This window comes from Sorangium sp. So ce321 (assembly GCF_051530195.1).
GTDB lineage: Bacteria > Myxococcota_A > Polyangia > Polyangiales > Polyangiaceae > Sorangium.
Genome location: NZ_CP150329.1, coordinates 1,196,183 through 1,210,995, shown reverse-complemented (window position 1 = coordinate 1,210,995; position 14,813 = coordinate 1,196,183). Strand labels below are relative to the sequence as shown.

At 71.1% G+C, this 14,813-nt stretch carries 9 protein-coding genes; 7 read left to right on the top strand and 2 right to left on the bottom strand.

Going from position 1 to position 14,813, the window contains the following annotated elements; genetic code table 11:
* Positions 1-43 precede the first annotated feature (43 nt).
* The 3 genes from WME89_RS04650 (at position 44) to WME89_RS04640 (ending at position 6,514) form a co-directional block, all read left to right on the top strand.
* Complete coding sequence (locus WME89_RS04650) at positions 44-1,798, top strand: hypothetical protein (protein WP_437653786.1); 1,755 nt, start codon at positions 44-46, stop codon at positions 1,796-1,798.
* Between the two features lie 209 nt (positions 1,799-2,007).
* Positions 2,008-3,954 (top strand): sigma 54-interacting transcriptional regulator, encoded by a 1,947-nt coding sequence (locus tag WME89_RS04645; protein ID WP_438008047.1) that lies wholly within the window; start codon positions 2,008-2,010, stop codon positions 3,952-3,954.
* A 457-nt stretch (positions 3,955-4,411) separates the two neighbouring features.
* Complete coding sequence (locus WME89_RS04640) at positions 4,412-6,514, top strand: hypothetical protein (RefSeq protein WP_438008046.1); 2,103 nt, start codon at positions 4,412-4,414, stop codon at positions 6,512-6,514.
* Positions 6,515-6,544: 30 nt separating this feature from the next.
* Here WME89_RS04640 and WME89_RS04635 read toward each other — a convergent pair whose 3' ends face one another.
* The gene (locus WME89_RS04635) at positions 6,545-8,044 is read right to left on the bottom strand and encodes a hypothetical protein (RefSeq protein WP_438008045.1); all 1,500 of its coding nucleotides are present in this window, start codon (positions 8,042-8,044) and stop codon (positions 6,545-6,547) included.
* Positions 8,045-8,215: 171 nt separating this feature from the next.
* Here WME89_RS04635 and WME89_RS04630 point away from each other — a divergent pair, with 171 nt between their 5' ends.
* From WME89_RS04630 to WME89_RS04620, 3 genes are all read left to right on the top strand, one after another.
* The gene (locus tag WME89_RS04630) at positions 8,216-8,704 is read left to right on the top strand and encodes a hypothetical protein (protein ID WP_438008044.1); all 489 of its coding nucleotides are present in this window, start codon (positions 8,216-8,218) and stop codon (positions 8,702-8,704) included.
* A 512-nt stretch (positions 8,705-9,216) separates the two neighbouring features.
* Positions 9,217-9,618, top strand: a complete 402-nt coding sequence (locus WME89_RS04625) for a DUF7793 family protein (RefSeq protein WP_438008043.1) — start codon at positions 9,217-9,219, stop codon at positions 9,616-9,618.
* Complete coding sequence (locus tag WME89_RS04620) at positions 9,618-10,739, top strand: PAS domain S-box protein (protein ID WP_438008042.1); 1,122 nt, start codon at positions 9,618-9,620, stop codon at positions 10,737-10,739. Before WME89_RS04625 ends, WME89_RS04620 begins: the two co-directional genes overlap by 1 nt.
* Positions 10,740-10,899: 160 nt before the next feature.
* On the opposite strand, the gene rsgA is transcribed toward WME89_RS04620, so the two are convergent.
* On the bottom strand, positions 10,900-12,012 hold the full coding sequence (gene rsgA / locus WME89_RS04615; protein WP_438008041.1) for a ribosome small subunit-dependent GTPase A: 1,113 nt from the start codon (positions 12,010-12,012) through the stop codon (positions 10,900-10,902).
* Between the two features lie 560 nt (positions 12,013-12,572).
* On the opposite strand from rsgA, the gene uvrB reads away from it, so the two are divergent.
* Entirely contained in the window at positions 12,573-14,750 is a 2,178-nt protein-coding gene (gene uvrB / locus WME89_RS04610; protein WP_438008040.1) for an excinuclease ABC subunit UvrB, read from the top strand.
* Positions 14,751-14,813: the final 63 nt, after the last annotated feature.

Genomic DNA, 14,813 nt, shown 5'->3' with positions numbered 1-14,813 from the left:
GAGGTCAGGCCGGCAGCATCACCGAGGTCCCGGAGGAAACACCATGTCCCGCTCAGCACGCAGCATCCTGCCGCTCGTTCGCTCGCTCCTCCTGGGGGCCGCCACCGCGTCGTCGATGGCGCTCTCCGCAGGCGTCGTCGCCGGGTGCGCCGACGAGAACGACCCCGAGACGCACGTCAAGCGGCTCGACGATCCGGCCACGCTCACCCCCTCGGTCAACCGGCTCGTCCAGTTCTTCGAGGACGCGATGACGCGCGACAACAAGGACCGGAACGGCCCGAACGTGAAGCCGCTCCTCGACAAGATCATCGAGCCGATGACGCAGAAGTGCGTGGCCGGCGACCTCGACGAGCGCACGAACTCGAAGCTCATCAAGTTCATCTCCGACACGCGGGACCCGCGCGGCGAGGCCTGCCTCATCAAGGCGCTCAAGGACTACAAGCCCGAGTCGACCGAGGAGGACGTCCGCTGGGCCGTCCGCGGCCTCGGCGCGATGAAGTCGAAGGCCGCCGCCGGCCCGCTCATGGACGTCTTCGCCAAGCTCCAGCACGGCAAGCCGAAGGGCTCCACGATCTCGCGCGACGTGCACGACGCGATGGTCGAGATCAACGACCCGTCCTGGGAAGGGCAGCTCATCACCATGGTGGGGCGCCCGATCAACGATCCCAAGGACGTGGCCACGATGCGGAACGAGCTGTTCTGGCAGATCACCGCGGCCGAGCTGCTCGGGTGGCAGCGCAGCGAGAAGGCGGTCGTGCCGCTGCTCAAGGTGGTGCTCTCGCCGCTCAAGGCGGACGCCGCGACGACCGCCATCCTCGCCCTCACGAAGATCGGCAAGCCCGCCATCCAGCCGACGATCGCGCTGCTCCAGGGCGACCAGAAGGAGCTCGTCGAGTACTCGAAGGTCGAGAACCTGAAGGGCGCCGGCGACAAGCCGGGCGCGGAGCAGAAGAAGGCCGCGGAGACCGCCCACGTCGCGGCGGCCGCGCTCGTCCTCGCGACGATCGGCCGGCAGGAGTCGTCGCAGCCGCTGCTCGCGGCGCTCGAGAAGTCCGAGGACGTCCCGCGCGCGATCATCGCGCGCGAGCTCACCAAGGTGCCCAAGACCCCGGAGATCATCGCGGCCTTCCAGGCGGCCTACGACAAGACGCCCGCGTCGCTCGAGATCCCGCCGGCGGGCATCAACGCGCGGGTGATGCTGGCCGAGGCGGCCAGCAACTTCTTCGACGCGAGCGTCGTGCCGTGGATCGTGAAGACGGGCCTCGAGGCGCGCGGCGAGGAGGACGACGTCGCGCAGATCCGCGACGTCTCGCTCCAGACGGCGCTCAAGCTGATGAAGCCCGACCAGATCGCCGACGTCGACCGGCTCGCCGGCACCCGCACGAGCGGCGGCGGCACGGTCGGCAAGTCGATGGAGAAGGAGATCAAGATCGCGAAGGACCTGCTCGGGGCCTGCGGCGCCAAGGTCGAGTGTTACATCGGGAAGCTCGGCGACCCGGCGTCCCAGGCCAAGGAGACGCAGTTCCAGGGGATCAAGGCCGCCTACATGGTGGGCGTCCTCGGCACCCCCGAGGTCCGGCAGCAGATCATCGACGCCATGCCGAAGATCTCGAACGCGGCCGTGCGCTTCGTGTCGGTCTCGGTGATCGACGCCCTCTCGCCGAAGGGCGACGCCGAGGTCGCGACCAAGCTGCAGAAGATCGTCGACGAGGGCGAGGCCTCGAAGGACGCCGAGAAGATCGCCGGCAACGCGCCGTTCAAGACGGTCATCTACCGCCTGAGCGCCCGCTCCCAGTAAGCGCCAGGGCCTCGCGCCCCGTCCTGGCGGCCAGCCCGCGGGACGGGGCACCGGCGTGTGCATCACCATCATCCAGACTTTCCATCACCCGCGTTCTTCGGGCGCGCTGTTTCGTCGGAGTGCCTGGCTCCCGGTTTTTCCTGGCATCTCCTCCCTCTTGACGGTTTACTCCGGGCCCTCCTCACGGGGTCTTCCTGGCTGAACGAACCATGATCGTGCTCGAGGTAACCCAGGGTCTCGCTGCCGGGCGCACCTTCGAGCTCCAGGGCGAGCTGATCACGCTCGGGCGCTCGCCGGACAACCGGGTCGTGCTGGACGACCGCCACATCTCCGGGGCGCACGCGCGCATCGTGAGCACCGCCGACGGGGTGGTCCTCGAGGACCTGCGCTCGACCAACGGGACGAGCGTGACGCGTCGGGGCGAGCGGCTCGAGCTCGGCGCCGCGCGCAGCGCGCTCGCGCTCCAGACGGGGGACGTCATCGAGCTCGGCTCGGGCGAGGCGGTCACGCGGATGGTCGTGACCATCCCGGAGGAGGCCGACGACGCGCGGGTCGTCTCGATCCGGCGCCTCGACGAGATCGAGCCCGCCCAGGCGAAGATCGAGCGCGACCCGAGCGCGCTCTCGGCCATGTACGCGGCGCAGAAGCGGATCGGCGCCGCGAACGATCTCGACCAGGTGCTCGCCGAGATCGCCGACGCGGTGCTCGCGCTGGTCCCGAGCTCGACGCACGTCACGGTGGTGCTCCGCGACGACGACCAGGAGCCGGGCGCGGGGCCTACGGCGTTCGTCCCGGTGCTGACGCGCGTCCGCTCGGAGTCGGGCCGCGGGGCGCCGCCGGCGGGTCCGGTGCCGATCACGCGCAGCGTGTACCGGAAGGTGATCAAGGAGCGGGCGGCGGTGCTCGCCGCCGACGCGCCGATCGAGGTCGGCCAGACCGAGTCGCTGATGGGCGCCTCGATCCGCAGCACCCTGGCCGTGCCGCTCTGGAAGGGCGAGGAGATCATCGGCGTGCTCCAGGCCGACAACCGGAGCGTGCCCGGGATGCTGAACGCCGGCGACCTGGAGACGCTGCTCGTGCTGGCGGCCAACGCGTCGCTGGCGGTGGCGAACGCCCGGCTCATCAAGCGGCTCGTGCTCGCGGAGGAGCGGCTCCAGAAGGAGAACAGCTTCCTGAAGGGGCGCGAGGAGAAGCGCCGGGGCGGGGGCGGGGGCGCGGTCGACATCATCGGCAAGAGCGAGGCGATGCGCCGGGTCATCGGCCAGCTCGACAAGGTGGTCGACACGCGCGTGACGGTGCTGATCGAGGGCGAGACGGGCACGGGCAAGGAGCTCATCGCGGCCGCCGTGCACTACCGCTCGCGCCGCCGCGACAAGCTCTTCGTGGCGCAGAACTGCGCGGCGCTCGCCGAGAGCCTGCTGGAGAGCGAGCTCTTCGGCCACAAGAAGGGGTCGTTCACGGGGGCCACGGAGGAGAAGAAGGGGCTGTTCGAGATCGCCGACGGGGGGACGCTCTTCCTCGACGAGATCACCGAGACCCCGCTGTCGCTCCAGTCGAAGCTCCTCCGGGCGCTCCAGGAGGGCGAGATCCGCCCCGTGGGCGCGACGAGCCCGAAGCACGTCAACGTGCGCATCGTCGCCGCGACGAACCGGAACCTCGAGGACGAGGTGGCGAAGGGGCGGTTCCGCGAGGACCTCTATTACCGGCTCAAGGTGTTCCCGATCCGGCTGCCGCCGCTGCGCGAGCGGCGCGACGACATTCCGCTGCTCGCGGGGCACTTCCTGGAGCGGTACGCGGACGAGATCGGCAAGCCGTGCGGCGGGTTCAGCCAGCAGACGATGGAGCTCATGGTCGCGTACGACTGGCCGGGCAACGTGCGGGAGCTCCAGAACGAGGTGCAGCGGCTCGTCATCCAGCTGGACCCGGGGGCGTTCGCGACGCCGGAGCTGCTCTCGCCGCGGATCCGGCAGGTCGAGGGGCTCGTGACGCGGGCGGGGACGCCCAAGGGGTCGCTCAAGGAGATGATGGACGCCGTCGAGAAGTTCTTCCTCATCGAGGCGCTGCGGGGGCACAACAACAACAAGACCAACGCGGCGAAGTCGCTCGGGATCACGCGCGAGGGGCTCCACAAGAAGCTCCGGCAATACGGGATCTGAGCTCTTCCACGGCGCGACGGAGCCAGCGAGAGGGGGTGTCGCGCGCGGGGGCCGGCGGGGGGCCCTTCCCACGAACTCGCGCCTTGTGGTGGCTATTGCCTCGTGAACGGGTGTGGTGGACCAGGAGCGACGGAGCCATCGGGAGGGGGTGTCGCGCGCGGGGCCGGCGGGGGGCCCTTCCCACGAACTCGCGCCTTGTGGTGGCTATTGCCTCGTGAACGGGTGTGGTGAACCAGGAGCGACTCGCTTCGATGCGGGCCGGCGCTCGGGTTCGTGGGGCCCTTCCCCCGCCGGCCCCGCGCGCGACACCCCCTCCCGATGGCTCTTCCTTAGGGGACGGAAGAGGGATGAGCGGCGCGACGGCGCTTTCGTGAAGAGGGGGAGATACGGCGCGGCGGGCTCTTGCGGTGGGCGAGTTCGATTGGCCGTCGCGGCGCGGACGGGGCATGAGGCATTGATGCTCCGGAGCTTCAGGCGCGCGATGTGGATCGGGGGCGCGGCGGCGGGGGTGCTCCTCGGGGTGAGCAGCCCGGCGGACGCCTGGTATTTTCCAGAGCACGTGGTGCTCGCGGAGGAGGGGCTGGCGTGGCTGCCAGGGGGCGCGAAGGCGGCGCTCGGCGAGGCGGTGCGGGAGATGGCCGCGAGCTCGCTCGTGTGCGAGCGGCTCGACGAGCCGTTCTACGTGACCAGCGCGCTGCGACGGGAGGCGTGCGTGCCCTACGCGACGCTCACGGCGCTCGCCGGGGACCACGCGAGCACCGTGAAGGAGCTGTGGGGCCTCGTCCGGAAGGACGAAGCAGGGGAGACAGGACAGCGACTGCAGTTCGGCGCGCGGACACAATGGCGCGACTTCCTCGGCAAACTGCGGGAGGAAGACGCCGCGGCAGGGCTGTCGGATCGCACCGATCTCGTCCGAGATCTCGATATCTACCTGCTCGGCGTCGACGGAGATTACGTGGATCGCGCCAAGCAGAACGTCACCCACTTCCAGGCTGCAGGGGAGCCCCTCACCCGGGTCGCCGCGGACCTCGCGCGGAGAGGCCGAGTCGACAACGCGCTCGGCCAGTTCATCGGCCACCACCTGCGCTCGCTGCAGCTCGCGACGGGCGCGCGGGAGGGGCCCGCGGACGCGCGGGCGAGCCTGCGGCGCGACGCGCTCCTGGAGCACGCCTATGCGCTCCACTTCCTCCAGGACGCGTTCGCCGCGGGTCACGCGGTGATCACCGCCAAGCTCCGGAGAGACCCGGAGGAGCGCATCGGGACGCACGACCACTTCAACCGCATCGGCGTGTCGGTGACCCGCGCGCTCAACGCCGTCCCCTGCCCGCTCCTGCGGGCAGGCGTGAACGACGCCCGCGCCCCCGGCCTGCCCCCGTGCTGGGAGACGACAGGCGACGGCTTCCTCGGCGTCAGGCCGGCCAGCCAGGACCGGCTCCACGCCGCCGAGGCGACGGCGCGGGCGCAGCTCCAGCTCGCGATGGCGCTCGACCCCCGCTGGGTCGAGCAGCTGCTCGAGCCGGCCGCGTGCGGCCAGCCGGCGCCTGCCCCCTCCCGCCGCGCGCGGCCGCGGGATGTCGACCTCACCATGGCCCTGCTCGACCCGACGCCGGCGTGGTCGCTCGGGCCGCAGCAACGCAAGATGCTGAGCCCGACGTGCGAGCGCGTGAGGCACGTCCTGCGGAGCGCCCTCGCGGCGCTCGCCAGCCTCCGCGAGCGCCGCGCCATCCCGGGGTTCTCCGGCAACACCAGCGAGGACGTCCCCCGCCTCGTGGAGCCCGGCGCCCTCGGGCAGCCGTTCGCGCTCTGCACCCGACCGGCCGCGCGCACCGACCCGGGAATCGACTGGTTCGCGAGCGTCCTTTGCGGCGACCCGGAGCGGGTCGTCCTCGGGGCGCCCGACACGAGCTTGCTGCGGCCGATCCTCGCCGTCTGGCCCGTGCCCCAGGCGGAGGCCGGCAGCCTGGAGGGCGAGGACCCGATCGCGCGCGGGTTCAGCTACCAGGTGTGGCTCTCCTCGCCCTTCGCGGTCCACGGCGCTCCCATCGAGCAGCCGACCGAGGTGTCGTGGAACCCCTCGTTCCTCGTGGGCGTCTCGTACCGCTGGCAATACGTGCTGTCCGGCCGCCCCAACGCCGCGCTGTTCGAGGCCAACGTCGGTCTCCAGACGACCGTGCGCAGCGGCGACCGCGCCCATTTCGGGTCCTTCGCCCTCGCGGAGCTCAGGACGCCTGTCCTCTCCATGATGTTCTGGGCCATGGCCAACGGCGTCACGCGGGCCTTCGACGGCGGCCGCGGCCTCGCCGACACGGCCGATATCATCGAGCTCATGCCCTGCGGGACGCGCCTTTATTTCGACCTGACCAGCGCCGAAAGGCCGTTCTTCGACGGCTTCGACATCGAGGGCCCCGCGCTCCTCCTGCCGCTCGAGCGGGATCTGCTCGGCACCCAGGGGGTCTCGCGGATGCCCCTCGAGGTGCGGTCGCGGTTCGGGTGCGCGCAGCGGTGCGAGGCGTTCTCCGTGTCCCTCGAGCTCGCGACGGGCGTCTCCAGGCTGTTCTAGCGCCGCGCTGGCGGGCCCTCGTCGTCGATCTCAGGGGATCTCGACGCCGAGGCTCGTCTCGAGGAAGGCGGAGAGCGCGGCCCGATCGGGCTCGGAGAGCGACGAGAACGTCGCGAGGTGGTTGCCGCTCGTGACGTTGAAGCGGACGTTGCCGCTCATCGCCGCCGGGGTGACGGCGCCGGCCGCCCACGGGTCCTGGTCGGAGTAGACGAAGGCGACGCCGTCACCGAGGCGGGCGAACTCCGCGAGCGAGCTGTTCTCGGCAGCGTCAAACTCCGGCGCGGTCACGCCCTCGGGCACGAGCCCGCGCTCCATGTCGATGAGGTCGGCGGGAATGAGGCCCTCCTCGACGAGCGCGGCGCGCGGCAAGGCGGGCCAGCCGCTGCTCTGCTGCACCTCGTAGAAGTAGGCGCCGAAGAACGACAGGTACGCGTCGGACATCGGGTAGGCGCCGAAGATGGATGTGACGCTGAAGAACGCCGACGTCAGCTCCTCTGCCGTCGCCGTCGCCGGATCGGGCAGACCGGCGCAGTCGTCGGGGGTGCCGAAGTACTGCCAGAACAGCCACGGATAGGAGAGCGCGGCGGCCTCGAAGGCGCGCGCGGGCTCGACGCGGGCGAAGGTGTCGCCGAGCTCGTCGGCGGCCGAGGCCAGCACGGCGGGCTCGACGGCCGCGCGCTGGGTGCCGAGGGCGGCGCGCTGGATGGCCTCGAGGCGGTCCTGGCACGTGACGTCGACTGTGTCGAAGAACGCGAGGAAGCGCTCGTCCTCGGGCACCATGAACGGGGCGCCGAAGGCGACGGTGGCGTCGACGTCGTCGGGGTAGTGCTGGCGGAAGCTCACCATGTCGACGCCGCCGTTGCTGAAGCCCGAGCCGAGCCACGCGCTCGTGTACAGGTCGTGCAGGCGCACCACGACGTCGTGGGCGTCGTCAGCGACCTGCTTGCGCGTGAAATGGGAGAAGTCGTCGCCGTTGCCGTTGTGGAAGCGCTTGTCCAGAACAAGCTGGTTCCCTTCGAGGAGAGTCGTCAACTCATCCTCGTCGAACCCGAGGAAGTTGCTGTATCCCGTGGAGATCAAGTTCATGGGCAGGTCGAAGCCGCGGTGGATGAGCGTGAGGTGCTGCTCGTGGGTGCCCGACTTCGCGTCCTGGTGATCGTTCAGCTGCAGGAGCGTGAGGTCGTAGAGCTCGGCGCCGTCGTCGCTGGTGCCGGCCGGGCTGACGATGAAGCCGGCCGCCTCGAGCGCCGCGGTCACGCTGATGCACGACTGCGCTTCGCCGTCGACGTCCACGCAGGCGTCGCAGGCGGGGTTGTCGACGCCGGTGCCCGGGTCGGCCGAGCCGGCGCCGTCGCAGTCCGGATCGGGCGCGCCGCAGCCGCAGTCGCAGCCGTCGGAGCCGTTGAAGCGCGGTGCGTCGCAGGTCCACTCCGGCGGCGGCGGCGGCGACACGGGGGTTACGCCTTCGCTTTCGCAGCCGGGGGCGAGGGGAAGGAGAAGCAGCGGTACCAGCAGTACAATCGATTTCATGTGAATGTGTCCTTCGATCAGGGATTCAGGAGTCGAGATCTCCACCCCGCGCGCACGCGGCGGGACGAGAGATGCAAGGGTTGGGAGGGTTCACCGACGACGACCGGCGCGCGGCTGCCGGCAGCCCCGATCTCCAGGAGCCCTCGGAAGACGGAGGCGCGATGACCTCTCTTGCTCCAGCTCCTCTACGGCCAGGACTTCGAGGCCGAGGGCTGGGAGAGCGAGCTCACGGGACGCTCGACGTGCGAAGGCCACGTCGCGGTGGTCGCGCACGCGCCGCACGGCGGCTTGCGGTCGTCGCGTGGCAACCAGCTCGCCAGCGTGGTCGATCCGCTCATCGGGCTGCCGGGCATCGGCAACGCGCCGCTGGGGTGGCGCCGAGCGGGACACGACATCGCGGAGCGTACACCACACCCGATGTACTTCTCATACTGGTTCCGACACGACGGCACATACGGCTCGGGCAACGAGGGCAAGCTCTTCTATTTCCTCGGCGGACAGGAAACCGTAGAACTTTCGCCGGTGTCAAGCCCCGCGGGGACGGCGCCTGGCGAGCCGTGTTTGGCCCATCCGACACCCGCTTGCCCCGTCCAGGGCCGGCGCGGCGTGCTCCGGGCGCAGCTGTGCCTCGACGACGACGGCGGCGTGCGATCGCCATGACGGGTGCGGGTCGTGTACCCCGCTGCGCGGCGAGGCGCGAACACGCCATCACATCTCACAAGCGGGATCTTCGGCGGAGGAATCAAAGCCGCGAGCCGGGCCATGCACTCCACTGGACTCATGACGGCGAAGGCCGGCTCCTGGCGGGATATCCGACGCGCGGAGCTGGCGCCGCGCGCGAGGGACCTCATCGGCTCCGCGGCGGGATGCGCGCTGCACTGGCCCTGTGTTCTCGAGGTTTCGTGACGACCCGCGCCCGCCAGGTCTCCGCTTGTTGGCGCGTCAACAATCTGCCCGCTGCGTGGCGTGAAATGTGGGGCCCGGGTCGCACCGCCCCGGCCAAGAGCTTGGACTCGGGGCAGAGGTTGGTGTTACAACCAGATCGTCTCGGGGACGTGATGAGCGCAGAGCCGCGGGGGTCGCGCCGGGCGGCCGGCGCGGGCGGGACGCAGCGCGCGGCCCGCGCACCGCCTCTGGCCGGCAGGCGAGCACGAGGGAGAGAGGGGGGCGACGTGGACGAGCTCGGAGACGAGCGTCTGAGGACGCGAACCGGGGAGTTCTCCTTTGACAAGGAGAACAGGATCATCCGTTTTGAGACCCACGAGGGCGCGGTCCAGACGCTCGCCGACGCGAAGGAGAACGTCGCGGCGCTCAGGCGGTTCAGCAAGGGCACGCCGTACGCGTTCCTGTGCGATCTCACGAGGTGCAAGGTCACCGACCTGGACGCGCGCAACCACTACGGCGCGGACGAGGGGAGGCTGGCATACCGCGCGATGGCGCTCGTGGGCGGGCGCCCGGTCGGGCGGATGATCGGCAACGTCTTCCTCACCGTTTACGGGAACCGTGACAGGCCCATCCGGCTCTTCGCGGAGGAGCGGGACGCGATCCAGTGGCTGAAGGGGTTCGCTGGCTGATGGCCCGCGATCCACGCGACGATCCACGGCTCGCAGAGCTCTGCGAGCTCGCCGTGAGCCTCCTCCCTGCCGAGGAGGGGCGCGGCGCCCCCTCCACGGCCTCCGGGGCGGACGCGCTCGACCGGGCCCTCTCCGCGCTGAGGTCGCTCGCGGCGGCGCGCTCGGACGCGCGCGCGCTGAACGAGCGGCTCGAAGGGCTCCTGGAGGTGGTCGTGGCGCTCGTCGGGTTCGACTACGCCAAGAAGGCGCACGTCAGCGACAGGAACGACCTCATCGACGGCATGGCCGCCGGCCTGAACATGCTGGGCGAGGAGCTCGCCACCTCGACGGTCTCCAAGACCCATGTGACAAGCATCATCGAGTCGATGCTCGATCTCCTCGTCGTCGCCGACCGGGAGCGCGGGATCCGGAGCGTCAACCAGGCCGCGTGCGACCTGGCGGGCTATGCCCGGGAAGAGCTCGTCGGCAAGCCGATCGACCTCGTGTTCCCCGGGCTCTCGGCCGGCGCGCTGATCGACGCGGGCGGCGCGCGCGACGAGAGGGTCTGTCTGCGGAAGGACGGGCGCGCCGTCCCCGTGTCGTTCCTCGCCTCGGTCATGCGGGCCGACGGCGGGCAGATCCACGGCGTCGTCTGCGTGGCGCGGGACCTCCGCGAGAGCAAGCAGGCCGAGGAGGAGCGCTGGCGGCTCCGCGAGGCCGTGCACCGCCAGACGGTCCTCGTGGAGGAGCTCTCGACGCCGATCATCCCCATCACCGACGGGCTCATGGTGGTGCCGCTCGTCGGCACGCTGGACGAGCGGCGGCTATCGCGGATGACGGAGGCGCTGCTGCAGGCGCTCTCGGCCAGGGCAGCCAGCGTGATCATCGTCGACATCACCGGCGTGCGCACGGTGGATGAGCAGGCCGTGCACGGGCTCGTCCGCGCGGTCCGCGCGGCGCGGCTCCTCGGGGCGAGGGTGCTGCTCAGCGGCATCCGCCCGGACGTGGCGAGGATGCTGGTCGAGATCGGGGCAGACCTCGACGGCGTCGCGACGTTCGGGTCGCTGCAAGGGGGGATCGTCCATGCGTTGAGGGGCGTCGCGGAGAGAGGCCAGCTCGGTCCCGGCGTACGCTTCACGTGACCGAGGCTGGAGCGAGCTCTCCCCCTCGCCGCGCGGGGAGGTCAGCCGCCTGTCTGCCGCCCGTTTCCGGGAGCGAGAGAGCGCCGCCAGGAGCGCCAGGAGCGCCAGGAGATCCTCCTTTCTCTCCTGGCGTCCCTGGCGACCCCTGCGACGGCCCGATCTACCGCTTCGGGTTGGCGCGCATCTGCTTCGAGATCTGCTTCCAGCGCCGCTTCTCCTCGGTCCGCGCGCGCGCGTCCTGCTGCCCGGCGACGTAGCGTCGCTCCGCGCCGAGCTTCAGGTAGCCGCCGAGGCGCTCCGGATCGAGCTCGCCGTCCTTGATGGCGCGGAGCACCGCGCACCCGGGCTCGCCGTCATGCGCGCAGTCGCGGAAGCGGCAGGCTCCGGCGAGGGCCTCGACGTCGTCGAAGCCCGCCGGGCCCGCCCCGTCCGCGGACCAGAGGCCGAGCTCCCGCACGCCCGGCGTGTCGATGACCAGGCCGCCGCCGGGCAACGGGAAGAGCTCCCGGTGCGCCGTCGTGTGGCGGCCGCGCTCGTCCGACGCCCGGATCGCCCCCTCGCGCTGGAGGTCCGCGCCGAGCAGGCGGTTGCTGAGCGCGGACTTCCCCACGCCGGACGAGCCGACCAGGGCGACCGTCTCCCCTGCCCCGATCTCGGCGCGGAGCGCGTCGAGGCCGGCGCCGGAAAGGGCGCTGACCAGCGCGACAGGCGCGGTCGGGGCGACCTCCCGCGCCGCGTCGATGAACCGCCCCGGATCGGGGCAGACATCCGCCTTGTTGAGCACGAGCACCGGGCGCGCGCCGCTGTCGAGGATCGCGTCGATGTACCGCTCCAGGCGGCGCAGGTTGAAGTCGGCGTTCAGCGACGTGACGATGAACACCTTGTCGACGTTGGCCGCGAGCACCTGGGCCTCCACGGCGGTCCCCGCGGCCTTGCGCCGCAGGCAGGTGCTCCGCGCGAACGTGTGCACGATGTATGAGGGCCCGGCGCCGTCGCCGGGCCGGAGCCCCACCCAGTCGCCGACGGTGGGGAGCGCCGCGCGGTCCGCGGCCTCGTGCGCGAGGCGCCCGCTGACGACCGCGAGGCGCGGGCCGTCCGCGGTCTGCACGCGGTGCATGGATGCGGAGGCGAGGATGACGCGCGCGGGCTGCACGGCGTCCTCCAGACTGGCGAGCTGCTTTGCGAAGAAGGGAGTCCAGCCGAGCCCGATCAGGCCGGGCTGCGGTGCGTGTTGCGAAGACGGATCAACGAGAGAGTCGGAGTCGAATTGCATGACGGACGAGCGCTCCATGGCGTTCGGCTGCGCGCGATCGCGATCTGCGCGCGCGCAGCGGTCGACGGACAAGGGCGCGGCGGCGCGCGAGCGCGCCCGCGCCGGCCATTCACGCGCGGGGCCGCCGCGGCGCTGAGCTCGTCGACCGGTCAGGACGTCACGCCAGAGAGCGCGCGCCCGGCCGGGGCGGATGCCCCGCGGGACGCGCAGCGCGAGGCGAGCGCGCGCCGATCAGGGCACGCGCGCGCCGGCGACGGCGTGGAGACGAGCTTCAGCGAGCCGCGGCGGAAACGGCAGCGGCGGCGGAGTGATGTGTGCGCTGTGTATTGCCACTCATGACCTGACCTCCGTACGCCGTGCGTCACGACGACGCGGCAGCGCCTAGAATCCGCCAGCCACGCGCCGCCGTCAAGCGCCGCCGCGCTCGTCCGGTCGCGCCGGCCAGGACCACGACGCCACGCGCCGCCCACGCGCCGCCACGCTGCACCAAGAGCGCCCTCCGGCCGGGGTGGCGGCGGAGGTTGCGAGGAGCCTCTGGCCGCACTAGGGTCCTCCGCTCCATGCCCACAAACTTCGAGCTCGTCTCCGAATTCAGCCCGTGCGGTGACCAGCCTCGCGCGCTCGAGGAGATCTGCTCCGCCTTCGAGCAGGGCGAGAAGTTCCAGGTCCTCCTCGGCGTCACGGGCAGCGGCAAGACGTTCACCGCCGCCAAGGTGATCGAGAAGCTGCAGAAGCCGACGCTCATCATGGCGCCGAACAAGACGCTGGCGGCCCAGCTCTACGGCGAGATGCGGGACCTCTTCCCCAACAACGCCGTCCATTATTTCGTCAGCTACTACGACTACTACCAGCCCGAGGCCTACGTCCCGACGAGCGACACGTTCATCGAGAAGGACGCGATCATCAACGACGCGATCGACCGCATGCGCCACGCGGCGACGCACGCGCTGCTCTCGCGCCCGGACGTGATCATCGTCGCCTCGGTGAGCTGCATCTACGGCATCGGCTCGGCGGAGAGCTACCACGGGCTGCTGATCAAGCTCGAGCGCGGCACCGAGATCCGCCGCGACGAGCTCCTGCGGCGGCTCGTCGATATCCAGTACACGCGGAACGACGTCGACTTCCACCGCGGCACGTTCCGCGTCCGCGGCGACGTCGTCGAGATCTTCCCCGCCTACGAGGAGTCGCTCGCGATCCGGGTCGAGTTCTTCGGCGACGAGATCGAGGCGATCAAGGAGGTCGACCCGGTCCGCGGCAAGGTGGTGGGCCAGCTCGACCGCTACGCCGTCTTCCCCGGCTCCCACTACGTCACCGAGCAGCAGCAGCTCCGGCTCGCGATCCAGGCGATCCGCGAGGAGCTGCGCGAGCGCATCGACTACTACGACAAGGCGGTGCGCTTCCTCGAGAAGCAGCGGATCGAGCAGCGCACGATGTACGACCTCGAGATGCTGGAGCAGATGGGGTTCTGCAATGGCATCGAGAACTACTCGCGCCACCTCTCGGGCCGGAAGCCCGGCGAGCCCCCGCCCACCCTGATCGACTACTTCCCGAAGGATTTCCTCCTGATCATCGACGAGTCGCACCAGACGGTCCCGCAGGTCGGGGCGATGTTCCGGGGCGATCGGGCGCGCAAGGAGACGCTGGTCGAGTACGGGTTCCGGCTGCCGAGCGCGCTCGACAACAGGCCGCTGAAGTTCGAGGAGTTCGAGCAGCACTACGCGCAGGTCCTCTTCGTGAGCGCGACGCCCGGCGACTACGAGGTGCAGAAGTCGGCCGGCGCGGTCGTCGAGCAGATCATCCGGCCGACCGGGCTCATCGACCCGCAGATCCAGATCAGGCCGGTGTCCGGGCAGGTCGACGACCTGCTCGCGCGCATCAGGGAGCGGGTCGCCGCGGGGGATCGCGTGCTCGTCACGACGCTGACCAAGCGGATGGCCGAGGATCTCACCGAGTACTACACGGAGCTCGGCATCCGCGTCCGTTACCTCCACTCGGACGTCGACACGCTCCAGCGCGTCGAGATCCTCCGCGACCTCCGGCGCGGCGAGTTCGACGTGCTGGTCGGCATCAACCTGCTGCGCGAGGGGCTCGACCTGCCCGAGGTGTCGCTGGTCGCCATCCTCGACGCCGACAAGGAGGGCTTCCTCCGGAGCCCGCGCTCGCTGATCCAGACGATCGGCCGCGCCGCCCGCAACGTGAACGGCCTGGTCATGATGTACGCCGATCGCATCACCGACGCGATGAAGCGCGCGATCGACGAGACGACCCGGCGCCGCGCGATCCAGGAGGCGTACAACAAGGAGCACGGCATCACGCCGGCCACCGTGAAGAAGGCGATCCTCGACCTGTCGCCCACGTCGGGCACGCGCGACTACTACGCCGTGCCGAAGGGCCCGGCGAAGGCGGCGGCCGAGGCGGCGCGCTCGGCGATGGACATCGTCGACCAGATCGATGCGGTCCGGCAGGAGATGTTCGCGGCGGCGGAGAACCTCGAGTTCGAGAAGGCGGCGCGGCTGCGCGATCAGCTGCGGCAGCTCAAGGCGCAGCAGGGCGACGGCGAGACGGGCGTCGCGGGCGCGGTGGCCGAGGAGAAGCCGGCGCGCCCGGGGCGGGCGGCGAGCCGGCGCGGCGCGGCGGGGGCGGCGGCCAAGGGCGGCGGCGGCGGGCGCGCGGCGGCGGGGACCAAGGGCGGCGGCGCCGGCGGGCGCGCGGCGGCCGGGCGCGGGCGCTACCGATAGCGACGGAGCCCGCATGGGGGGTGCGAGCGCGCGCGGGGGGCTGGCGGGCCCTCCCACGAACTC

Coding starts and splice junctions, on each gene's coding strand:
- WME89_RS04635 (WP_438008045.1), bottom strand. CDS start 8,044: ATGAAATCGATTGTACTGCTGGTACCGCTGCTTCTCCTTCCCCTCGCC.
- WME89_RS04640 (WP_438008046.1), top strand. CDS start 4,412: ATGCTCCGGAGCTTCAGGCGCGCGATGTGGATCGGGGGCGCGGCGGCG.
- rsgA (WP_438008041.1), bottom strand. CDS start 12,012: ATGCAATTCGACTCCGACTCTCTCGTTGATCCGTCTTCGCAACACGCA.
- WME89_RS04645 (WP_438008047.1), top strand. CDS start 2,008: ATGATCGTGCTCGAGGTAACCCAGGGTCTCGCTGCCGGGCGCACCTTC.
- WME89_RS04650 (WP_437653786.1), top strand. CDS start 44: ATGTCCCGCTCAGCACGCAGCATCCTGCCGCTCGTTCGCTCGCTCCTC.
- WME89_RS04620 (WP_438008042.1), top strand. CDS start 9,618: ATGGCCCGCGATCCACGCGACGATCCACGGCTCGCAGAGCTCTGCGAG.
- uvrB (WP_438008040.1), top strand. CDS start 12,573: ATGCCCACAAACTTCGAGCTCGTCTCCGAATTCAGCCCGTGCGGTGAC.